This window comes from Leifsonia sp. KNZ13-11D (genome assembly GCF_056754895.1).
Map to the genome: position 1 here is coordinate 1,007,311 of NZ_JBPGWU010000001.1, position 21,936 is coordinate 1,029,246.

The window sequence follows — 21,936 nt, forward strand, 5'->3', positions numbered from 1 at the left end:
CGCCGCGGCGCTGGGCAGGGGGGACTCCCGGCCGAATGACGGTGGCAGCGACTAAAATCGACGGAGACATGACGAGCCTCCCCGACGCCCCGCAGACCACCCCCTCCTCCGTCCCGATCATCCTGGACGGATGGCAGGCCGACGGCGCGGACCGCACCCCGGCCGAAGGGAGCCGATCTGGCGGGCGCTCGGGAGGCTCCGGAGCGGGTCAGGACGGGTCCGGGCGGTGGCGCGGGCCGAGCGAGCGGCTGTTCGCGGGGCTCAATCCGCAGCAGCGCGAGGCGGCCGAGTACCGCGGGCAGGCGCTGCTCATCGTTGCGGGCGCCGGCTCCGGCAAGACCAGTGTCCTCACCCGCCGCATCGCCGGGCTGATCGAGAGCCGCGAGGCGTGGCCGAGCGAGATCCTGGCCATCACGTTCACGAACAAGGCCGCCAACGAGATGCGCGAGCGCGTCGAACAGCTGCTCGGCGGCAAGGCGCAGGGCATGTGGATCTCGACGTTCCACTCCGCGTGCGTGCGCATCCTGCGCCGAGAGGCCGAGACCATCGGCAAGACCCCGAGCTTCACGATCTACGACTCGGGCGACAGCCGGGCCCTCCTCAAGCGCATCATCAAGGAACTCGACGCCGACACCCTCGGATTCACGGTGGGCGCCGCGGCCAACCGCATCTCGAAGCTGAAGAACGAGCTGACCGACCTCGAGACCCATGCCCGCTCCGCGAACCTCAGCGACCCGCAAGAGGTCATGTTCCTCGAGATCTTCCGTCAGTACACGCGCGAGCTCCGCCGGGCCAACGCGTTCGACTTCGACGACCTGATCGCCGAGACGGTGTACCTGTTCCGCGCGTTCCCGCGGGTCGCCGCGCTCTATCAGAGCCGTTTCCGTCACATCCTCGTCGACGAGTATCAGGACACCAACCACGCGCAGTACTCGCTGATCCGCGAGCTGACGATGCCGGTGGCGCCGGACATCGTCGACGACCTCGAAGCGCACGGACGCAACGTGCGCCCGCTCCGCGACGCCGCCGGTCTCATCCCGAGCGCGTCGCTCACCGTTGTCGGCGACTCCGACCAGTCGATCTACGCGTTCCGCGGGGCGGACATCCGCAACATCGTCGAGTTCGAGCGCGACTTCCCCGGCGCGAAGGTGGTCCTGCTGGAGCAGAACTACCGGTCGACGCAGAACATCCTGAGCGCGGCGAACGCCGTGATCGCGAATAACTTCGACCGCAAGGACAAGAAGCTGTGGACCGCCGTCGGCGACGGCGAGAAGATCATCGGCTACACCGGGTACTCCGGCCACGACGAGGCCCAGTTCGTCGCCGACGAGATCGAGAAGCTGCACTCCGCGGGGATGGACTACAAGGACATCGCCGTCTTCTATAGGACGAACGCCCAGACACGTGCGCTGGAGGAGATCTTCATCCGGTCGGCGCTGCCCTACAAGGTGATGGGCGGCACGAAGTTCTACGAGCGCGCCGAGATCAAGGATGCGATGGCGTACCTGATCACGGTCGCCAACCCGGACGACATTCTCGCGCTCCGTCGCATCCTGAACACGCCGAAGCGTGGAATCGGGCCGGCGACCGAGACCCAGCTGGCGAGCTACGCGGCGGACAACGGGCTGACGTTCCGGGCGGCGATGCGCGACGCGGGATCGCTGGGACTCGGGCCGAAGGTCACCAACGCGATCCTGCAGCTGTCGAACCTGCTGGACGAGGCGGCGGCGAAGATCGACCCGTCGAACCCTGCGGGTGTCTCGCCGGTCGCCGACGTGCTGACCTTCCTGCTCGACGGCAGCGGGTATGTGGAGGTGCTGCGCAACAGCCGCGATCCCCAGGACGAGGCGCGCGCCGAGAACGTCGACGAACTCGTCGCGGTGACGCGCGAGTTCGCGCGCAACAACCCGGACGGCACCCTGGTGGACTTCCTCACCGAGGTCTCGCTCGTGGCGGCCGCCGACGAGATCGACGACTCGAGCGGCTCCGTCTCGCTCATGACGCTGCACACGGCCAAGGGGCTGGAGTATGACGCCGTCTTCCTGACCGGGATCGAGGAGGACCTCCTCCCGCACCGGATGTCGGCGAACGAGCCGGGCGGTCCGGCGGAGGAGCGCCGGTTGTTCTACGTGGGCATCACACGGGCGAAGAAGCGGCTGTTCCTGTCGCTCGCGATGACCCGTGCGCAGTTCGGTGAGACCGCGGTCGCCATGCCGAGCCGTTATCTTCAAGAGATCCCCGCAGACCTGATCGACTGGCGGCAGTCTCCCGGCTCGGCGAACGGTCGCGGAGGGACGCAGTCGCGCGCGCTCAATGCCCGCCGGCCCGGCCTCGGGGCCGGTTCGGGACCCGGTTCGGGCGGCTGGAACGACCCGCTCTCGGCATCGACGTTCCGGCAGGAGCGTCCGAAGGCGGAGTGGCCGAACCGGGTCACCGGCAAGGTCCGCGACAACGGCGACCTGGAGCTCGAGCCGGGCGACCGCATCCGGCACGCCGACTTCGGCGAGGGCCGCGTCACGGCCGTGACCGGGCAGGGCGCCAAGCGCGTCGCGCACGTGCAGTTCGAAAAGGTGGGCGCGAAGAAGCTCCTCATCAAGATCGCTCCGATCGACAAGCTGTGAGGGCCGTCTCCGGTCCCCGGAATGTGGAGGTGGGACTGCGGGCCGCGCTGGCGGTCGCCGTCCCGTTGTCGGTGCTGTTCGCGGTCGGTCGGCTCGACCTGACCGCCTACGCCACCTTCGGTGCCTTCACCGCTCTGTACGGGCGGAACGAGCCGTACCGGTCGCGTGTGCGCACGCTCACCGTCGCCGCGGTCGCGCTGCTGGCGAGCATCGCGGCGGGAATCGGCCTCGCCGTGGCGGGCGAGCCCCTGCCGCTCGTCGCGGCCGCCCTCGTGGTGGTCGTGGGTGGGGGAACGCTGTTCGTCACGGTGTTCCAGATCGTGCCTCCGCAGGCGCTGTTCTTCGTCTTCGCACTGCTGGTCTGCGCCGCCGTGCCCACCGCTCCCGCCGACGTGCTGCCACGCCTCGGGCTCGCCGCGGTGAGCGCGGCCTTCGCCTGGCTGCTGACGATGTCCGGATGGGCGATCCGCCGGATCCCCGGTGTTTCGCGGGGGCTCCTGGCGCGCACCGGGCTGGTCACCGAGCTGCGACGTCGCCCTGGCGTTGACGGAGCCGCCTTGCGCGACCCGCGCGTGTGGCTCACGGTTCTGCAGAACGTGGTCGGCGTCCTCCTCGCGGGCGGCGTCGCGCTGGCGTTCGGCTTCGGGCATGCGTATTGGGCGGTGGTGAGCGTCGTGGCCGTGATTCCGCCTGCGCGAGCGGCCCATTCGATCTCGCGGTCGCTGCACCGCATCGTCGGGACGATCGTGGGTGTCGCGGTCACCGCGGTCCTGCTGAGCTGGTCGCCCCCGGCCGCATTCGTGATCGCGGTGATCGTGGTGTGCCAGTTCTTCGCCGAGATCCTCGTGGCGCGGCACTACGGTGCGGCGCTCGTGTTCATCACGCCCCTGGCCCTCTCGGTGTCGCACCTCGCGAATCCCACGCCGATCGGTGCGCTGGTCGTCGATCGGGTGCTGGAGACCGTGCTCGGCGCAGGGATCGGTATTGTGCTGGTGCTCCTCGCCCGAGGCGTCGAGCGGCGGCGAGGGCTCGCGCCCTAAGACGTGCGGACCGCAGACCGTAGTCTGGCCCGGTACCGCTCGTGGGGGAGCCGACGCACCCTCGAGGGGAGCCGAGGATAGAGAACCGCGGTGAAGCGTAGCAGTCGGTCGAATCGCCGTCGCCTGCCCTCGTTCCAGTCGAGCCGGAACGATGCGCGCACCTCGGGTGGCAGGAGACCGACGTTGAGCAGACGGAGGAGCGGCAGAGCCGGGCGCACCGCCCACGGGACACCGCGCGGATAGAGGATGTGGCGCGATACCGCCAGCACATCCTCGTCCACGGAGAGGGCCGGGATCATATCGTCCCAGTACCGCTGGAAGTCCCGCCTCGAGGCGGGCCACCGCTCCGGCGACAGCTGCAGATTCGACAGGGCGTGCACGACGTCCTCGTACACGGCATCCGCCTGGTCCGGGGTCAGCTCGCCGAAGATCCGACGGTACAGGTCCATCATCGTCTGGTAGAGGGTGGCCGCGACCCACAGCTGCAGTTCCGGATCGTACGCGTTGTACCGCGTCGTCCCCTCCTCGCCACCGCGCACCGGGACGTGCGCCCGATTCACCGCCCGCCGCATCGCGGCGACCTCGTCCGCTGAGCCGAACATTGAGGCGGTCAGGTAGAGCATCGTGGCGTCGAAACGGTCCATCAGCCGGGAGGCGAAGTCGCTGTGCTCCACGACGCCGCGTCCCACCGCCGGATGGGCGATCTGAAGGAGCAGAGCGCGTCCGCCACCGGCGAGCGTCAGCGCTTCCGCCGCGATATCGCGGGCATTCTCCGGTCGGCTGCGGGAGCGAGGCACTCCTCCATGGTGCCCACTCCGGCTGCGAAGTGGCGGAGAGCAGATCGCCGATCACAGCGAGATCCACGTCGCGCGGGCGCGCCGCGGCCGCCCACGCCCGAAACGGGGTGCCCGCACTCTGTGCCGTTTGCGCCACATCCGCGACATGACCAGCATGGCCGCCCCGGATGTGGCCGCACCGACGCTTCCGAGAGCGATCGGCCCGACATCCGCGCCGGTGTCGGCCAGCGCGACCGTCGTCGCCTGGGTGGGCGTCGAGGCCGGCGCAACCACCGCAGGAGCGGAGGACGCTCTGGTGATCTCCGCCGCCACGCCGAAGCGGGACACCCAGGGACGGAGACGACCGCCGCCCTCGGCGGCGGGCACGCGGGACGGGTCGATCCGCTCCGTCCACACGTAGTAACCCTCCGCAGGGAGAACGCACGACGGAGTGGTGTACTCGCCGCTGTCGTGGATCACGGTCTCGACGGTGCACACCGTCGGCGCGTCGGACGGAGGCTCCTGAGCCTCGACGATCGGCTCGGAGAACGGGCCGTGCAGGGTGCTCTCGACGACCGCTTCGACCGGTTCGAAGCCGTCGTCCCCTGTCCGGACGCCCCACGATGGCAGCAGCCCGTCTCCCTCCTCGACCGTGACCGCGAGCCGGTCCGCGATCTCCGCACCCGGGTGGGCCTCCGCGGCGCTGGTCTGCGTCTCGACGCGCGGCTGGAACGGAAGCGGCGACGGTCCGGCCGCCTCGGCCTGCGCCTGGGCGCTGGCGGAGGACGGCTGCGCGATCAGCACGGACTGCGCATCCACCGTCGGAAGGGCGACGGTCAGGCTGTTGCCGTAGGGCAGGCCGGCGGTCGCGGCGACAGCGCTGACCGTGGTGCTCGCGGCTGTCCCCGTTGGCGTGATCGGGATGTCGGTCCCCGACGGCACGGAGCGCTGCGTGGCGCCGTCGTCGAAGACGGCCCCGGTGAGGGTAACGGAGACGGGATGAGCGCCGGGCGGCAGCATCTCCGGGCCGCCGATCCTGTCCACGGTCAGCTCCACGCGCAGCCTGCCCGGGCCGGTCTCCGCCAGCTCGACGACCACGGCGGCCCGGACGCCGGTGGACGCCTGGGCTCGTGCCTCCGCCAGCATCCCCCCGGCGCGTTCGTAGACGGCGTCCGCGTCGGCGCCGGCGCGAGCCGCGTGACCGCGAGCGTCGGCGTCGGACATCCCGGCGTAGATCCAGGTCGCCAGCTGGCCGGAGGCCGCTGTCAGGCGGTCCGAGGCGCCCGCCCACGTGCGCGCAATGTAGGCGAACACGGCCGACTGCTCGGGCGTCCACCAGCCCATCCCGGCCGGATCGGCGTAGGTGTAGGTCAGCCCGGTCGGAGCCACCTTCCCGGGATTGAGGCAGAAGCCGAGCGCTCCGTCGTCGAAGTGGTAGGCGCCGATCCACCAGCCGTCCGCCGACCGGTAACCGGGCCCGGTTCCGTCGCCGGCGAGTGCCCGTGCGGGTGCTGCTCCGGCGACGAGCGCCTGAAGGATGCCGAGGAAGACGGCGAGGCCGGCGAGCGCCACCGTCGTGATGAGGGAGAAGGGTCGATGCGTCATGCACCCACCGTCGCGGCCGCCGGAGACCCATGGGCGGGAGCCACCGTGATCGGTGGATAACCGTGCGACCCGGTCGTCTGTGCGCACATCCCCGGTTTCGGGCCGTTCAGGGGGACGCGCTAAAGTTCTTCCTGGCGAATTTATCTCGGCGTCGAGCTATTCTCGCGTCGGACCGCCCGGAGAAATCAGCCGGCAGCCACGAGCGCACCGGACCACCAGCGGATTGGATAACCGTGGATCTATACGAGTACCAGGCCAGAGACCTGTTCGAGAAGTACGGGGTCCCGGTGCTTCCGGGAATCGTCGCAGACACTCCGGAGGAGGTGCGAGCCGCGGCGGAGAAGCTGGGCGGCGTGACCGTCGTCAAGGCGCAGGTGAAGACCGGCGGCCGCGGCAAGGCGGGCGGCGTCAAGGTCGCGAAGAACCCGGACGAGGCGGAGGAGGCCGCGAAGGCCATCCTGGGTCTCGACATCAAGGGTCACGTCGTGCGCCGGGTGATGGTCGCCGGCGGCGCCCGCATCGCTCGTGAGTTCTACTTCTCGGTGCTGCTCGACAGGGCCAACCGCTCGTACCTGTCGCTGACCAGCGTCGAGGGCGGCATGGAGATCGAGCAGCTCGCCGTCGAGAAGCCCGAGGCGCTCGCCCGCATCGAGGTCGACCCGATCCAGGGCGTCGACACGGCGACGGCCGCTGAGATCGCGAAGGCCGCCGGGTTCCCGGACGAGCTGGTCGAGAAGGTCGCCGACGTCTTCGTGAAGCTGTACGAGGTCTACAAGGGCGAGGACGCGACGCTCGTCGAGGTCAACCCGCTCGTCCTCACCGAGGAGGGCGACATCATCGCCCTCGACGGCAAGGTCAGCCTCGACGAGAACGCCGACTTCCGTCACCCCGGCCACGAGGCCCTCGAAGACAAGGACGCGGCCGACCCGCTGGAGGCCAAGGCCAAGGCTGCGAACCTCAACTACGTCAAGCTCGACGGCCAGGTGGGCATCATCGGCAACGGCGCAGGACTGGTCATGTCGACCCTCGACGTCGTCGCCTACGCGGGCGAGAAGCACCAGGGCGTCAAGCCGGCGAACTTCCTCGACATCGGCGGCGGCGCGTCCGCCGAGGTCATGGCGGCGGGGCTGGACGTCATCCTGAACGACCCGCAGGTCGAGAGCGTGTTCGTGAACGTCTTCGGCGGCATCACCGCCTGTGACGCGGTCGCGAACGGCATCGTGAAGGCGCTGGAGATCCTCGGCGACGAGGCCAACAAGCCGCTGATCGTCCGCCTCGACGGCAACAACGTCGACGAGGGCCGCCGCATCCTCACCGAGGCGAACCACCCGCTGGTGACCCTCGCACTCACCATGGACGAGGGCGCCGACAAGGCCGCCGAGCTGGCCGCGAAGTAAGCGAAGGACGAACGAGAATGTCTATCTTCCTCAACAAGGACTCCAAGGTCATCGTCCAGGGCATCACGGGCGGCGAGGGCACGAAGCACACCGCGCTGATGCTGAAGGCCGGCACCCAGGTCGTCGGCGGTGTCAACGCGCGCAAGGCCGGCACGACCGTGACCCACGGCGACGTCGAGCTCCCCGTGTTCGGCACCGTGGTGGAGGCGATCGAGAAGACCGGCGCCGACGTGTCGATCATCTTCGTGCCGCCCGCGTTCGCCAAGGACGCGATGGTCGAGGCCATCGACGCCGAGATCCCGCTGCTCGTGGTCATCACCGAGGGCATCCCGGTTCAGGACTCCGCCGAGGCGTGGGCCTACGCCAAGGAGAAGGGCAACAAGACCCGGATCATCGGCCCGAACTGCCCCGGCATCATCACGCCCGGCGAGTCGCTCGTCGGCATCACCCCGGCCACCATCACCGGCAAGGGCCCGATCGGACTCGTCTCCAAGTCGGGCACGCTGACCTACCAGATGATGTACGAGCTCCGCGACCTCGGCTTCTCGACCGCGATCGGCATCGGCGGCGACCCGGTCATCGGCACGACGCACATCGACGCGCTGGCCGCGTTCGAGGCCGACCCGGAGACGAAGGCGATCGTCATGATCGGCGAGATCGGCGGCGACGCCGAGGAGCGCGCGGCCGACTTCATCAAGGCGAACGTGACCAAGCCTGTCGTCGGCTACGTCGCGGGCTTCACCGCCCCGGAGGGCAAGACCATGGGCCACGCCGGCGCCATCGTCTCCGGCTCCGCCGGCACCGCCCAGGCGAAGAAGGAGGCCCTCGAGGCCGCCGGTGTGAAGGTCGGCAAGACGCCGTCCGAGACCGCCGAGCTGCTCCGCGAGGTGTACGCCGCGCTGTAAGGCGACTGCGTCGACACCGGCGCAACGCGCATCCGGAAGGCCGGGACCCTCGTGGTCCCGGCCTTCCGCGCGTCCAGCGACCGGCCGCGAATACTGCCTGCCCACATCCGCATGCCCGGCGCTACAGTGAGCGCACCGTGACGGCGGAAGGGGGCCCTGATGGCTCGCCCGACGAATACCACCGACCTGCTGCAGCGCATCGCAGCCCTCGAGGAGGAGAACGCGTCCCTTCGGTCGAGGATGACCGAGGATGCGGCAGACGGCGTGCCCCCAGCGGTCGCCGCCACCCCGACGAAGCACCGGCGCAGCTGGGCGTGGACGCTGCTGGCGACAGTCCTCATCGTGCTCGGCTCCGTCCTGGCTCCGCTCGCCGTGGTGTCCTCGTGGGCGAAGGTCCAGCTGACCGACACCGACACCTTCGTGGCGACCTACGCGCCGCTCGCGCACGATCCGGACGTGCAGGCCTTCGTCACCGACCAGACGGTGAAGGCGGTGCAGCAGCACGTCGACGTCGAGCAGATCACCGGCCAGGTCATCGACGGCATCACGGGTCTCGGCACCGGGCCCGTCGCGACGAAGGCGCTCGAGTCCTTGAAGGCGCCGCTGGCGCAGGGGATCGTGTCGCTGATGCAGTCGACGGTGCAGCGCTTCGTGGCGTCCGACGCCTTCGCGCAGGTGTGGCAGCAGGCGCTGCGGACCAGTCACGACCAACTGATCGCGACGATGCAGAACAATCCGAAGGCGGCGGTCACGGTGGGCGCGGACGGCTCCGTCGGCATCCAGCTCGCGCCGATCGTCGAACGGGTGAAACAGCTGCTGGTGGATCAGGGGCTCACGTTCGCCTCGCGCATCCCGACCGTGGACCGCACCATCACCGTGGCGCAGAACTCGTCCATCCCCACCCTGCAGCTGCTGTACGGCCTGTCGATCGCGGCCGGCGCGTGGCTTCCCTGGGTGGCGATCGGGCTCCTGGCCCTCGGCGTCATCGTCGCGCGGCGACGGGCCCTCGCCCTCGTCTGGGCCTCGATCGCACTGGGACTGGCGATGGCGCTGACGCTCGGCGCGATCGGCGTCGCGAGGCTCGTGTTCGTCGCCAGCGCATCCCCTTCACTGGTGCCTTCGGCGCTCGCTCAGACGCTCTACTCGACGGTGACGGATGCGATGATCGCGACCGCCGTCGCCGTCCTGGTGCTCGCCATCGCGGTCGCCCTCGTCGGCTGGTACGCCGGGCCCTTCGGCGTGCCCCGGCGCCTCCGCGGGTTCTTCGGCGACGGCGTCGCCTGGGTGCGCCGCTCGGCCGAGTCGCACGGGATCACAACCGGTCGCGTCGGCGAGTGGATGTACGCGCAGCGGGTCCTGCTCCGCACAGCTGTGGCGGTGATCGCGGCAGCGGTGGTGCTCTTCGTCCGGCCGCTAACCCCGTCGCTCATCATCTGGACGCTGGTGCTCGCGGCGCTCGTCGTCGCCATCCTCGAGCTGCTGCAGCGTCCCGTGATCACTGTGCCCGAGACGGCCGACGAGGAGACGCCGGTGGTCACAGTCTCCTGAGCGCCGAAGTGTCGGCGGTGCGGGCGCCCGCGCCGCCGGTAGGCTCCGTTCGGTCATGAGTCGCACATCCGTCGCCCTGCTCGCCGCTCTGGAGGCGCTCATCGTGGCCGCCATCGGGCTGGGCATCTGTCTCGTCCCGATCACGGTCCTCTGGGCCGCGCAGTACCAGCTGGGCGCGGACTTCTCGGTGGTGTGGCGCTCGGCGGCGGACATCTGGCTGGTCGGTCACGGGGTGAACCTGACGGTGGCCCTCGACCCGCAGACCGTCGCGCAGCTGGGGCTGCCCGCAGCCGGTGCGCCCTTCCAGGTGACCATCGCGCTGCTCGGCTTCGCCGCGCTCACCGCGGGGCTGGGTGTCCGCACCGGCCTGCGCGCCGCCGAGACGGATGAGCGCCTGATCGGGGCGCTGAGCGCGCTGGCGGCCTTCGCGGTGATCTCGACGCTCGTTGTGCTGTCGTCGGGGTCCGTGATCGTGCAGCCGTCGGTCTGGCAGGGGATCGTGCTGCCGCCGTTCGTGTACGCCCTGGGCATCGCCGCGGGGTTCGGCTTCGCCGCACTGCGCGGCCCGGAGCCGGAGGACGGCGATGCGGGCGTCCACGGCGACTCCGCGTCCCAGGGAGCGTCTCGCGAGGGGACGGCCCCAGCAGCTGGAGGATCCCCCTCGTCCGGCGGCGCGGTCCTCTCCGCGCTGCGCAGCCGGACGGCCACCATCGAGGTGCCCGGCGCGCTCCGTTCCGGGGCTCTTGCAGCGCTGCGGACGGGATCGGCCGCGACCGCGGTCGTCGTCGGCATCGCCGCACTGCTGCTGGCGCTGCTCATTTTCGGCCACTACGGCACCATCATCAGCCTCTACGAGCAACTGCAGACGGGTGTCGCAGGAGGCATCGCACTGACGGTCGGGCAGCTGGCCCTGCTTCCGAACCTGGTCGTGTGGACGGCGTCGTGGCTGATCGGCCCCGGCTTCGCCATCGGCACGGGTTCGTCGGTCGGACCTCTCGGCACCGAGCTCGGGCCCGTTCCGGGGCTCCCGCTGCTCGGGGTCATCCCGACCGGAGGGGTGGCGTTCGGCCTGGTGGGGCTCGTCGTCCCGCTGCTGGCCGGATTCGTCTCGGCCACGCTGCTGCGGTCGCGGATCGGGGCATCGGTGGCCGCGCTGCGCGACCTGCGGGGGCGCATCCTGACGGCCGTCGGCATCGGGGTGGTCGCCGGTGTGCAGCTGGGGCTGCTGGCGTGGTGGTCCTCCGGGTCGTTCGGGCCCGGACGACTGCACGATGTGGGGCCGAACCCGTGGCTCGTCGGGGGGCTCGCCGCCGCCGAGGTGGCGGTCGGCGCCGTCGTCGGGCTGGTCGCGGGAGGCCGCGACCGGCGATGATGCGGACGTCGACATCGGGGCCCGGTGCTCGCCGCTAGGCTGGGGGAGTGCTCACGATTGTGGTCCTGATCTCCGGCGGCGGCTCGAACCTGCGCGCCCTGCTGGAAGCCGCCGAGGACGCCGAGTTCCCCGCGCGCGTGGTCGCCGTCGGCGCCGACCGCGACGCCGACGGCTTCGAGCACGCCGAGCGCTTCGGGATCCCGACCTTCACCGTGCCGTACACCTCGTACCCGAGCCGTGAGGAGTGGGGCGACGCACTGCTGGAGCAGATCCAGCAGTGGGAGCCGGACCTCACCATCCTCTCGGGCTTCATGCGCCTGGTGCCGCCGCGGCTGGTCGACACGCTGTCTCCCAACCTCCTGAACACCCACCCCGCCTATCTGCCCGAGTTCCCCGGGGCGCACGCCGTGCGCGACGCCCTCGCGGCGGGCGTGACGCAGACCGGGGCGAGTCTGATCGTCGTGGACAACGGCGTCGACGCCGGTCCGATCATCAGCCAGGAACGCGTGGAGGTGCTGCCCGGCGACACCGAGACGGCCCTGCACGAACGCATCAAACCCGTGGAGCGACGGCTGCTCATCGACGCCGTGCTCGACATCGCCAACGGACACATCGACCTCGAGGAGCTTGCCCGAGCATGAGCGGACCCCGCCACGACCCCAGCCTGTACCGCGAGCGGGACGTCGTCCCGATCCGCCGCGCCCTCGTCTCGGTCAGCGACAAGAGCGGCCTCCTCGATCTCGCCGCGGCGCTCGCCGGGGCGGGCGTCGAGATCGTCTCCACGGGGTCGACGGCGCAGACCATCCGGGATGCCGGGCACCCGGTCACCGACGTCGCCAGCGTGACCGGCTTCCCCGAGTCGCTCGACGGCCGGGTCAAGACGCTGCACCCGGCCATCCACTCCGGGCTGCTCGCCGACCTGCGCCTCGCCTCGCACGAGGAGCAGCTGAAGGACCTGGGCATCGAGCCCTTCGAGCTCGTGGTCGTCAACCTGTACCCGTTCGTCGAGACGGTCGCCTCCGGAGCGGTCGGCGACGACGTGGTCGAGCAGATCGACATCGGCGGCCCGGCCATGGTCCGCGCATCGGCGAAGAACCACGCCAACGTCGCCATCGTCGTCTCGCCGTCCGACTACGCGGACGTGATCGCCGCCGTCGCCGCGGGCGGCACCACCTTCGACCAGCGCCGCGAACTGGCGTCGAAGGCGTTCGCCCACACCGCCGCCTACGACGGTGCGGTCGCGGCGTGGTTCGCGGGCCAGGCGCCCGCCACCCAGGACTTCCCCGAGCGCTGGGAGGTGCGCGCCGAGCTGAAGCAGACGCTCCGCTACGGCGAGAACTCCCACCAGGCTGCCGCGCTCTACGCGGACCCCACTGGACGCGGCATCGCCCAGGCGACGCAGCTCGGCGGCAAGGAGATGTCGTACAACAACTATGTGGATGCGGACGCGGCACTGCGCAGCGCGTACGACTTCGCGGAGCCGGCCGTCGCCATCATCAAGCACGCCAATCCCTGCGGCATCGCCGTCGCCGACGACATCGCCGTCGCGCACCGCAAGGCCCACGAGTGCGACCCGGTCTCGGCCTACGGCGGTGTGATCGCGGCGAACCGCACGGTCACGCTGGCGATGGCGGAGACGGTGAAGGGTATCTTCACCGAGGTCCTGATCGCCCCCGGGTTCGAGCCCGAGGCGCTGGAGCTGCTCCAGACCAAGAAGAATCTGCGCATCCTGCAGCTGCCCGACGACTACGCGCGGGCGCTGACGGAGTTCCGGCAGATCTCCGGCGGCGTGCTGGTGCAGGACAGCGACCGGTTCGATGAGTTCTCCTCTGCGGGCTGGACGCTGGTCGCGGGCGAGGAGGCGGACGCCGCCACGCGCGCCGACCTGGAGTTCGCCTGGAAGGCCTGCCGCGCCGTGAAGTCGAACGCCATCCTCCTCGCCCACGACGGTGCCTCGGTCGGCGTGGGCATGGGCCAGGTCAACCGCGTGGACTCGTGCCGGCTCGCCGTCAGCCGCGCGGGCGACCGTGCGGCCGGGTCGGTCGCCGCGTCGGACGCGTTCTTCCCCTTCGCGGACGGCGCCCAGATCCTCATCGACGGCGGCGTGCGCGCGATCGTGCAGCCGGGTGGGAGCATCCGAGACGAAGAGGTCATCGAGGCGGCGAAGGCGGCCGGAGTGACCATGTACTTCACCGGGGAGCGGCACTTCTTCCACTGAGGCACGGATGCCGTTGCTTCCGGCCTGGGCGCAGGGGAGAATGGACGGCGGTCCACAAGACCGCCTACATTTTCACCGCGATCCCACGAGGAGACACCGATGTCCGCCCTGCCCGCACTTCCCCTTCCCGGCGACCTGCCCCACGAGACACTCCACGTGGTGAAGGGCAGACGAAGCGGACTCACCATCAGCATCGCGGTGCACTCGACCGTCCTCGGCCCGGCCCTGGGCGGCTGCCGCGTGTGGACGTATGACTCCTGGCAGGACGCGGTGGCCGACTCCCTGCGCCTGGCTGAGGGCATGACGCTCAAGAACTCCGCCGCAGGTCTGAACCGCGGCGGTGGAAAGGCCGTCATCTACCTTCCGCGGGGCACGGTGCTGACCCCGACCGAGCGGTACGAGGCGATGCTCGACCTGGGTGACGCCGTCGAGACGCTCGGCGGCAGCTACATGACAGCGGAGGACGTCGGCACGAGCGCCGAGGACATGTCCGTGGTCGCCACCCGCACCGCTCACGTCTGCGGGCTGCCGCCGTCGGAGGGCGGTGTCGGCGAGCCGAGTGACGCGACCGCCGCCGGCGTCTACGCCGGTCTCCTCGCCACGCTGGAGCGCGCCTTCGGGTCGCGCTCGGTCGCGGGCCGCCGGGTCACCGTCCTCGGGCTCGGACATGTCGGTTCGATCATCGCCATGCGCCTTGCCGGAGAGGGCGCCGTGCTGACCGTCACCGACGTCAACCCCGCCAAGCGCGCGCTGGCCGACGCGCTGGGCGCCCAGTGGGTCGAGCCGGACGAGGCGCACCGCGTGGAGGGCGACCTGTTCGTCCCAGCCGGTGTCGGCGGCGTGCTGACCGATCTGGTCATCGACGAGCTGCGCGTCCGCGCCGTCGTCGGTCCGGCCAACAACCAGCTCGCTCACCGCTCCGGGGCGGAGCGGCTGGCTGCTCGCGGCATCCTCTGGGCGCCGGACTTCGTGGTCAATGCGGGCGGTGTGATCTTCCTCGACATGATGGGGGAGGCCGGTGTCACCGCCGAGGCGACCCAGGCGCGCGTCGAGCGGATCGGCGACACGGTCGCCGAGATCTTCCGCGCGGCGGAGGAGCGCGGGATCACCACGCTGCAGGCCGCCGACGAGCTGGCCCTGGCACGGCTGCGGGAGCCAGCGAACGCATAGCGGCGCTCCGCTAGGTTGGTTCCCATGACGTCTTCCTGGGGCCGCCGGCTCGCCGCATCCATCTCCGCTGCTTTCGCCGTCGCCGCGATCGCGTTCGTCGCTTCGACGTTCGTGATCCTGGTGGCGAGCCAGCTGAACTCGTCGGCGCTCGCCAACACGACGCCGTACGTCGGCTGGCCAGCGGTGGTCGCCCTGGTGCTCGGCTTCGCGGCCGCGCTGCTGGGCGCGATGGACCGGCGGTGGATCGCGGTCGTGACGGGCATCGTGCTCGCTCTGGTGAGCACGGCGCTCGGCACGATCATCCTCTTCACGGTGCTGAAGGTGACGCTCTCCGGCGCTGCGTGGGCTCAGCTGTTCCAGTCGTTCATCGGCATCAACCTGCCGTTCTGGCTCGCGGTCGCGATCGCCTTCCCGACGGCGGGCTACGCCGTCTTCCATGCCATCGACTCGGGCGAGCACGCCGAGCGCCGGATCGCGCTCGTCCGCATCCCGGCAGCGAACCTGGCCGACGGCCTGACCACCCACATCGAGCGCGAGCCCGTCGACACCGAGCTGGCCGACAAGCAATGGGACGCATACGTGGCGGCCCTCGCCGGCGCCGGCTGGCAGACGGTCGAGGTCGCGAGCGCCGACCGCCTCGCCGACTCCGTGTTCGTAGAGGACACCGCCGTGGTGCTCGGCGACACCGCCGTGATCACGCGTCCGGGCGCCGAGTCCCGGCAGGCCGAGCCGGAGGGCACGGAGGCCGCGCTGCGCGCCCAGGGGCTGCGCCTCGAGCGCATCGTCGAGCCCGGCACGCTCGAGGGCGGCGACGTGCTCAAGATCGGCTCCACGGTGTACGTCGGCAACGGCGGGCGCACCAACGCCGAGGGCATCCGTCAGTTGCGGGCGATCGCGTCGCCGCTCGGCTACACGGTCGTCGCGGTGCCCGTCACTAAGGCGCTGCACCTGAAGACGGCCGTCACCGCGCTGCCTGACGGCACGGTCATCGGCTACGAGCCCATCGTGGACGAGCCGCGTCTCTTCGAGCGCTTCCTCCCGGTCCCCGAGGCCCACGGAACCGCAGTCGTGGTGCTGGCCGAGGACACCGTGCTGATGTCGTCGTCGGCACCGCAGTCGGCAGCCCTGGTCGAGAGCCTGGGTTACACCGTCATCCAGGTGGACATCTCCGAGTTCGAGAAGCTCGAGGGCTGCGTCACCTGCCTGTCGATCCGGATCCGCTGAGCGCCGCTCCGTCACGCTTTCTGCTGGGGAGCAGGCACCAGGCGGCCGTCAGGGCGGCGACCACCGCTGCACCCAGCCAGCCGGCCCCGACGCCGCCGAAGGACGCGACCAGGATGAGCACCGAGGTGCCGAGTGCGGTCCCGAGCTGTGCGCCGGTGTTCAGGATGCCGCTGGCGCTTCCGGCCAGCTCCTCCGGGACGCTCGTCCCGATGGTCGTCGCCGCCACCGACGACAGTCCGAGGCCGGCGCCCGCGAGTGCGACACCGGCGAGGACGCCCCACCACGAGCCGATGGTCAGCGCCAGCAGGAGGCAGCCGAGCGCGATCGTTCCTATGCCCATGCCGCTGACGGTGTAGGCGCTCAGACGCCCGAGCAGAGCACGGGTGGAGGTGGAGGTCACGACGACCGCGACGCTGAGGGCCATGAGGGTGAGGCCCGTCGCGACCGGATCGAGGCCGAGGCGATCCTGCAGGTAGAGCGTGGCGAGCACGGCGGTAGAGCTCGTGGTCGCCGTGTTGACGAAGGACAGGGCCGTGCCGTGGCGCAGCCGGGCGGAACGGAAGGCATCCGCCGGGATGAGCGGCGATCGCGCAGTGCGGAGCCGCACCGCGAGCAGCACCGCGAGCACCGCGCCGAGCGCGACGGCGAGGGCGCCGACGGCGCGCGTGGCCGGTCGCTCGATCCACGCGGCTCCGGCGATGACCGCCATGACGGCGAGGATGAGGAGCGCCGCGCCGAGCACGTCGAGTGGACGCCGGTCGACCTTTTCGCGCGTGGACGGCACGGAGACCAGCGCGCCGGCGGCGAGACCGACGGCGAGCGGGAGGTTCACCCAGAACACGGCCGGCCAGCCGAACGCCTGGACGAGCAGGCCGCCGACCAGGAAGCCGGAGGCGCCGGCCGCGGCCCCGGTCGCGCTCCAGGCAGCCAGTGCCGAGTGGCGGCGATCCTCGTTCGGCGTCGCCGAGAGCAGCAGGCGTAGCGCGGAGGGGACGCAGAGGGCGGCGGCAGCGCCCTGCAGCGCACGCGCGATCAGCACGACGGCGAGTCCGGCGCCGCCCCACGCCCCCGCGGTCGCACCGAGGACCGACACCGCGCCGAACAAGCCGATGCCGGTCAGCAGGATCCGCCGGTGGCCGTACCGATCGCCGAGCCGGGCCCCGAGGATGAGGACGCCGCCGAAGAACATCGCGTACACCGTGGCGAGCGGACCGGCCGCCGAAGGAGGCGCACCCAGCCCCGAGAGGATCGCCGGGATGGCCGTCGTCGCGCTCGTCACTCCCAGCACATCCACGAACTGCACCAGGCAGAGCACGACGACAGCCCCTCGACGCATGTGCGTCACGGTACGCGTGAGGTCCGACATCCGATCCGCCGGAGGAGACGTGAGAAAAACTCTTGCGGTCCGGCTCAACCTGGCAATATGCTGTAGGGCTGCCTTGTCGCGGCACACAGGACGCATTCATCGAGGCTGGGAGGACGCCATGACGACGATCGAGACCGCACGAAAGACCACCGTGCCCGGGTCCGTCGCCGCCCTTGCGGCGACCACCCGACCGTCGGGGCGGTAGGTCCCGCCCCAGCAGCGCGCTCGTCGCGCCCGCGTCTTCCACAAGGTCTGCCACCGCCGGCAGCCCTTCGGCGACTCCTCCGCGCAGTCGCCGCCGACTCTCGTCGGACCACTCACAGAAATCGGATCACCCATGTCTGTCGCCCCGGCACAGAAGAAGAACGACTCCCCGCGGACGAGCACCGCGCGCACGCTGCTGCGCATCCTGCCCTTCGCCAAGTCCGCCGCGCCGCGCATCGTGCTCGGTATGGTCGCCGCGCTGCTCGCCAGCCTGGTCGCCCTGAGCATCCCGCAGGTGCTGCGGTGGCTCGTCGACGGCCCGCTATCTGCCGGCGACCCGGCGGCCGTGTGGCCCGCCGCGCTGCTCGTGGTCGGCCTGGGCGCCGCAGAGGCCGTCTTCATCTCCCTGCGGCGCTGGTTCGTGCTCACCCCGGGAACCCACGTGGAGGCCCGGATGCGCAACGCGCTCTACGAGCAGCTGCAGGACCTCCCGGTCGCGTTCCACGACCGCTGGCCGAGCGGGCAGCTGCTGTCGCGTGCGGTCAGCGACCTGAGCATGATCCGCCGCTGGCTGTCGTTCGGCATCGTGCTGCTGGTGGTCAACGTGGTCACGATCATCGTCGGCTTCGCCATCCTGATCGGCTGGAACTGGCTGCTCGGCCTGATCTTCCTGGTCTGCTCCGTGCCGCTCTGGATCTACGGCTTCGTCTTCGAGAAGAAGTACTCGATCGTGGCGCGCCGCAGCCAGGACCAGGCGGGCGACCTGGCGACGGCGGTCGAGGAGTCGGTGCACGGCATCCGCGTGCTCAAGGCGTTCGGGCGCGGGAAGCACGCCCTGAAGAGCTTCGAGTCGCAGGCGGAGCAGTTGCGCGGCACCGAGATCGAGAAGGCGAAGGCGATTGCGGGCATCTGGCTGTGGCTGCTGCTGGTGCCGGATGTCGCGTTCGCGATCTGCCTGGTGGTCGGCGTCTGGTTGTCCGCGCAGGGCCAGCTGTCCGTCGGCGAGCTCGTGGCGTTCTTCGCGACCGCGACGGTGCTCCGGTTCCCGGTCGAGTCGATCGGCTTCCTGCTGTCGATGACGTTCGACACCCGCACGGCCGCCGACCGCTTCTTCGAGGTGATGGACGAGGTCAACACGATCACGGACCCGGCCGAGCCCAAGAAGATCACCGAGCCGCGCGGTGAGCTCGTGTTCGACGACGTGCACTTCCGCTACCAGGACTCGCCCGAGCGCTTCCCGGATCTGCTCGACGGCATCCGCCTGACGGTGCGACCCGGCGAGACGATGGCGTTGGTCGGCCTGACCGGCTCCGGCAAGTCGACGCTCACCGCCCTGACCACCCGCCTGTACGACGTGACCGGCGGTGCGGTGAAGGTGGACGGCGTGGACGTGCGCGACCTCACCCGCTACGACCTGCGGAAGGCGATCGCCATGGCGTTCGAGGACGCGACGCTGTTCTCGGCCTCCGTCCGCGACAACGTCCTGCTCGGCCGCGACGACCTCGACCCGGCCTCGGGCGAGGCGGAGCGCGTGCTGACGGAGGCGCTGGAAGTCGCCCAGGCGGGCTTCGTCTACGACCTGCCGGAGGGCGTCGAGACGAAGGTCGGCGAGGAGGGGCTCAGCCTCTCCGGCGGTCAGCGCCAGCGGCTCGCGCTCGCCCGCGCGGTCGCGGCGAACCCGAGCATCCTGGTGCTCGACGACCCGCTGTCCGCGCTCGACGTCGACACCGAGGCGCTGGTCGAGGCTGCCCTGCGTCGCGTCCTCGCCTCCACCACGGCCCTGATCGTCGCGCACCGCCCCTCCACGGTGATGCTCGCCGACCGGGTGGCCCTGCTGGAGGACGGCCGCGTCACCGCGGTCGGCACCCACCACGAACTGCTCGCCACGAGCGAGCACTACCGCTTCGTCATCTCCAGCCTGGAGGACGACGAGAACGAAGAGATCCTCGAGGAGGTGAACCTGTGAGCACGACGACTGTCCTCGGTGTCGAGGGCGAGGAGCGCAACGACCTGAGCACGGCGGAGAGCCGCCAGGTGCGGCGCCGCTCGCTCCGGCTGCTCGGTTCGCTGCTGCACCCGCTGCGGACGCGGCTGGTGCTGACCGCGATCGTGGTCGTGGTGAGCACGGCCGCGCAGGTCGCGGGTCCGGCGATCATCGCGTACGGCATCGACAGCGGCCTGCCGGCGCTGCTGAAGCAGGACTGGTTCCCGCTGGCCGCCGCCGGCGTCGCGTACCTGATCACCGGCGTGATCGGCGCCGTGCTGATCGCCTGGTACACGGTGCTGAGCGCGCGGATCAGCCAGGCCATCCTGATCGACCTGCGCAAGCGGGTGTTCCTGCACACGCAGAAGCTCTCGCTCGAGTTCCACGAGTCGTACACGTCCGGCCGGATCATCTCGCGCCAGACCAGCGACCTGGACTCGATCCGCGAACTGCTCGACTCCGGCATCAACCAGCTGGTGCAGGGCTTCCTGTACATGCTGTTCATCGCCATCGCACTGTTCACGCTCGACTGGCAGAGCGGACTCGTGCTGCTCGGCTCGCTGGTGCCGCTGTACTTCCTGACCCGGTGGTTCCAGAAGCGGTCTCAGGTGCTGTTCCGTATCTCGCGGGTGGCGTCGGCGAAGGTGATCGTGCACTTCGTGGAGACGATGACGGGGATCCGCGCCGTCAAGGCGTTCCGCAAGGAGAAGCGCAACGAGAAGGAGTTCGGCGGCCTGGTCGAGGAGTACCGCGACGTCAACGCGCGCGTCATCCAGCTGTTCGGGATCTTCGATCCGGGACTGGTGATGATCGGCAACGTCACGGTCGGCGTCGTGCTGCTCGTCGGCGGCTTCCGGGTGGCCGACGGCCAGCTGGCGATCGGTGTCCTGCTCGCGGTGCTGCTGTACACTCGCCGGTTCTTCGACCCGATGGAGGAGATGGCGATGTTCTACAACTCCTACCAGTCGGCCGCCGCGGCGCTGGAGAAGATCTCCGGCGTCCTGGAGGAGGAGCCGAGCGTGCCGGACCCGATGCAGCCGGTCGACCTCTGGTCGGCGCAGGGCCACGTGCGCTTCGACGACGTGACGTTCGCCTACAAGAAGGACCGCGTCATCCTGCCGGAGTTCACGCTCGACATCCCTGCCGGGCAGACCGTCGCCCTCGTCGGTTCCACCGGCGCGGGCAAGTCCACGCTGGCGAAGCTGATCTCACGGTTCTACGACCCGAGCTCCGGAGCGGTCACCATCGACGGCGTCGACCTGCGCGACCTGCACCCGAAGGACCTCCGGCGCGCGATCGTCATGGTCACGCAGGAGGCGTACCTGTTCAGCGGTTCGGTCGCGGACAACATCGCGCTCGGCAAGCCGGATGCGACGCGCGAGGAGATCGCGCGGGCGGCCGAGGCCGTGGGGGCGCACGAGTTCATCGCGGGCCTCCCGAACGGGTACGACACCGACGTGAACAAGCGGGGCGGCCGCGTCTCGGCGGGTCAGCGTCAGCTGATCTCGTTCGCGCGGGCGTTCCTCGCCGACCCGGCGGTGCTCATCCTGGACGAGGCGACCAGTTCGCTGGACATCCCGAGCGAGCGGCTGGTCCAGGAGGCGCTGCAGACCCTGCTCGCGGACCGGACGGCCGTGATCATCGCGCACCGCCTGTCCACGGTGGCGATCGCCGACCGGGTGCTCGTGATGGAGCACGGCCGCGTGGTGGAGGACGGCACGCCGGACGACCTGATCGCCGGCACCGGGCGGTTCGCCCAGCTGCATGCCGCCTGGCGCGACTCGCTGGTCTGATCAGCCGGTCGCACGCTGCTGGGCGATGACCTTCTCGCGCTCGTCCGACTGGCGCCTGATCAGGGCGTCGTAGTCGTCTTCGAGCTCGGCGATCATCCGCCCAGCGGCGTGCAGCTTCTCTCCGGTGTCGTCGGTGACCCGCTGCAGTTCGGCACGGAAGCCCGGGTCGTCGGCGACGCCGTGGTGCGCGGCGACCGCGTAGAAGCTCTCCTGCGCCCGGAACACCTGCGTACGGTAATGGCCCATGGACGCCTCGACGAGCTCGATCCGCCGTCGAGCGGTCGCGGCCTCCCGCTGGTGTTCCTCGTCCAGTCGCCGCAGTGTCGTGTCGTTCACCATGTGATGCTGTTCACCCCTCGCGCGTAGTCGTTCGTCGAGCGGAGACCGTGGATGCCTGCCGCCACCTTCTTGGCGACGGCGCCTGCCAGGACGGTGTTGCTGATGTCGGCGGTGGCCAGCGCGAGCTCGACCGTCGCGGTGGCCGGGAGCAGGGTGGCGGACTCGGTGACTTTGACCGCCGTCATGTTCGCGCGGACGAGTGGTGGCAGCATGCTGTGCAGCATCCCCACGGCCACGCCGTGGACCTGCGCCTCGATCCAGTCCTGGACGCCTTCCACGCCGTCCTGGATGTCGTGGTCGAGTCGTTCTTTCAGCTGCTGAAGGAAATCGTTCGGGTCGGAGGAGCCGAAGGGGGACATGTCGCGGGTGCTCGT

17 protein-coding genes are annotated in these 21,936 nt (G+C 70.4%); 12 read left to right on the forward strand and 5 right to left on the reverse strand.

Annotated features, from left to right (window positions below; all coding sequences use genetic code 11):
- Positions 1 to 68: 68 nt before the first annotated feature.
- Together ACR9Y5_RS05115 and ACR9Y5_RS05120 are read left to right on the forward strand one after the other, a co-directional pair.
- Complete coding sequence (locus ACR9Y5_RS05115) at positions 69 to 2,621, forward strand: ATP-dependent helicase (RefSeq protein ID WP_481296941.1); 2,553 nt, start codon at positions 69 to 71, stop codon at positions 2,619 to 2,621.
- Complete coding sequence (locus tag ACR9Y5_RS05120) at positions 2,618 to 3,661, forward strand: FUSC family protein (protein ID WP_481296942.1); 1,044 nt, start codon at positions 2,618 to 2,620, stop codon at positions 3,659 to 3,661. Before ACR9Y5_RS05115 ends, ACR9Y5_RS05120 begins: the two co-directional genes overlap by 4 nt.
- On the opposite strand, the gene ACR9Y5_RS05125 is transcribed toward ACR9Y5_RS05120, so the two are convergent.
- Together ACR9Y5_RS05125 and ACR9Y5_RS05130 are read right to left on the reverse strand one after the other, a co-directional pair.
- On the reverse strand, positions 3,658 to 4,458 hold the full coding sequence (locus ACR9Y5_RS05125) for an oxygenase MpaB family protein (protein WP_481296943.1): 801 nt from the start codon (positions 4,456 to 4,458) through the stop codon (positions 3,658 to 3,660). The genes ACR9Y5_RS05120 and ACR9Y5_RS05125 overlap by 4 nt on opposite strands.
- A 51-nt stretch (positions 4,459 to 4,509) precedes the next feature.
- Positions 4,510 to 6,042, reverse strand: a complete 1,533-nt coding sequence (locus ACR9Y5_RS05130) for a hypothetical protein (RefSeq protein WP_481296944.1) — start codon at positions 6,040 to 6,042, stop codon at positions 4,510 to 4,512.
- A gap of 233 nt (positions 6,043 to 6,275) precedes the next feature.
- On the opposite strand from ACR9Y5_RS05130, the gene sucC reads away from it, so the two are divergent.
- From sucC to ddaH, 8 genes are all read left to right on the forward strand, one after another.
- Positions 6,276 to 7,439 carry an ADP-forming succinate--CoA ligase subunit beta gene (sucC, locus tag ACR9Y5_RS05135; RefSeq protein ID WP_481296945.1) on the forward strand — a complete coding sequence of 388 codons (1,164 nt, stop codon included), beginning with the start codon at positions 6,276 to 6,278 and terminating at the stop codon, positions 7,437 to 7,439.
- Between the two features lie 17 nt (positions 7,440 to 7,456).
- Positions 7,457 to 8,344, forward strand: coding sequence for a succinate--CoA ligase subunit alpha (gene sucD, locus ACR9Y5_RS05140; RefSeq protein WP_018191900.1), 888 nt, complete (start codon positions 7,457 to 7,459; stop codon positions 8,342 to 8,344).
- A gap of 159 nt (positions 8,345 to 8,503) precedes the next feature.
- Positions 8,504 to 9,892, forward strand: coding sequence for a hypothetical protein (locus tag ACR9Y5_RS05145; protein ID WP_481296946.1), 1,389 nt, complete (start codon positions 8,504 to 8,506; stop codon positions 9,890 to 9,892).
- Positions 9,893 to 9,947: 55 nt separating this feature from the next.
- Positions 9,948 to 11,264 (forward strand): cell division protein PerM, encoded by a 1,317-nt coding sequence (locus ACR9Y5_RS05150; protein WP_481296947.1) that lies wholly within the window; start codon positions 9,948 to 9,950, stop codon positions 11,262 to 11,264.
- A gap of 47 nt (positions 11,265 to 11,311) precedes the next feature.
- Positions 11,312 to 11,905 (forward strand): phosphoribosylglycinamide formyltransferase, encoded by a 594-nt coding sequence (gene purN, locus ACR9Y5_RS05155; protein ID WP_481296948.1) that lies wholly within the window; start codon positions 11,312 to 11,314, stop codon positions 11,903 to 11,905.
- Positions 11,902 to 13,482 carry a bifunctional phosphoribosylaminoimidazolecarboxamide formyltransferase/IMP cyclohydrolase gene (gene purH, locus ACR9Y5_RS05160; RefSeq protein WP_481296949.1) on the forward strand — a complete coding sequence of 527 codons (1,581 nt, stop codon included), beginning with the start codon at positions 11,902 to 11,904 and terminating at the stop codon, positions 13,480 to 13,482. The genes purN and purH overlap by 4 nt, the downstream gene beginning before the upstream one ends.
- A 99-nt stretch (positions 13,483 to 13,581) precedes the next feature.
- Entirely contained in the window at positions 13,582 to 14,652 is a 1,071-nt protein-coding gene (locus tag ACR9Y5_RS05165; RefSeq protein WP_481296950.1) for a Glu/Leu/Phe/Val dehydrogenase family protein, read from the forward strand.
- 24 nt (positions 14,653 to 14,676) lie between these two features.
- Positions 14,677 to 15,876: a dimethylargininase gene (gene ddaH, locus ACR9Y5_RS05170; RefSeq protein WP_481296951.1), complete on the forward strand. Its 1,200-nt coding sequence runs from the start codon at positions 14,677 to 14,679 to the stop codon at positions 15,874 to 15,876.
- Here the strand turns inward: ddaH and ACR9Y5_RS05175 are convergent.
- Positions 15,848 to 17,212 (reverse strand): MFS transporter, encoded by a 1,365-nt coding sequence (locus ACR9Y5_RS05175; RefSeq protein ID WP_481296952.1) that lies wholly within the window; start codon positions 17,210 to 17,212, stop codon positions 15,848 to 15,850. The two genes, ddaH and ACR9Y5_RS05175, sit on opposite strands and share 29 nt — an antisense overlap.
- A 367-nt stretch (positions 17,213 to 17,579) precedes the next feature.
- On the opposite strand from ACR9Y5_RS05175, the gene ACR9Y5_RS05180 reads away from it, so the two are divergent.
- Positions 17,580 to 19,412, forward strand: a complete 1,833-nt coding sequence (locus ACR9Y5_RS05180; protein WP_481296953.1) for an ABC transporter ATP-binding protein — start codon at positions 17,580 to 17,582, stop codon at positions 19,410 to 19,412.
- The gene (locus ACR9Y5_RS05185) at positions 19,409 to 21,223 is read left to right on the forward strand and encodes an ABC transporter ATP-binding protein (protein ID WP_481296954.1); all 1,815 of its coding nucleotides are present in this window, start codon (positions 19,409 to 19,411) and stop codon (positions 21,221 to 21,223) included. Before ACR9Y5_RS05180 ends, ACR9Y5_RS05185 begins: the two co-directional genes overlap by 4 nt.
- Here the strand turns inward: ACR9Y5_RS05185 and ACR9Y5_RS05190 are convergent, their stop codons facing one another.
- Both ACR9Y5_RS05190 and ACR9Y5_RS05195 read right to left on the reverse strand, forming a co-directional pair.
- On the reverse strand, positions 21,224 to 21,559 hold the full coding sequence (locus ACR9Y5_RS05190; RefSeq protein WP_481296955.1) for a hypothetical protein: 336 nt from the start codon (positions 21,557 to 21,559) through the stop codon (positions 21,224 to 21,226). It lies immediately after the preceding gene.
- A complete protein-coding gene (locus ACR9Y5_RS05195; protein WP_481296956.1) occupies positions 21,556 to 21,921 on the reverse strand; it encodes a hypothetical protein in 366 nt (121 codons plus the stop codon). Before ACR9Y5_RS05195 ends, ACR9Y5_RS05190 begins: the two co-directional genes overlap by 4 nt.
- Positions 21,922 to 21,936 lie beyond the last annotated feature (15 nt).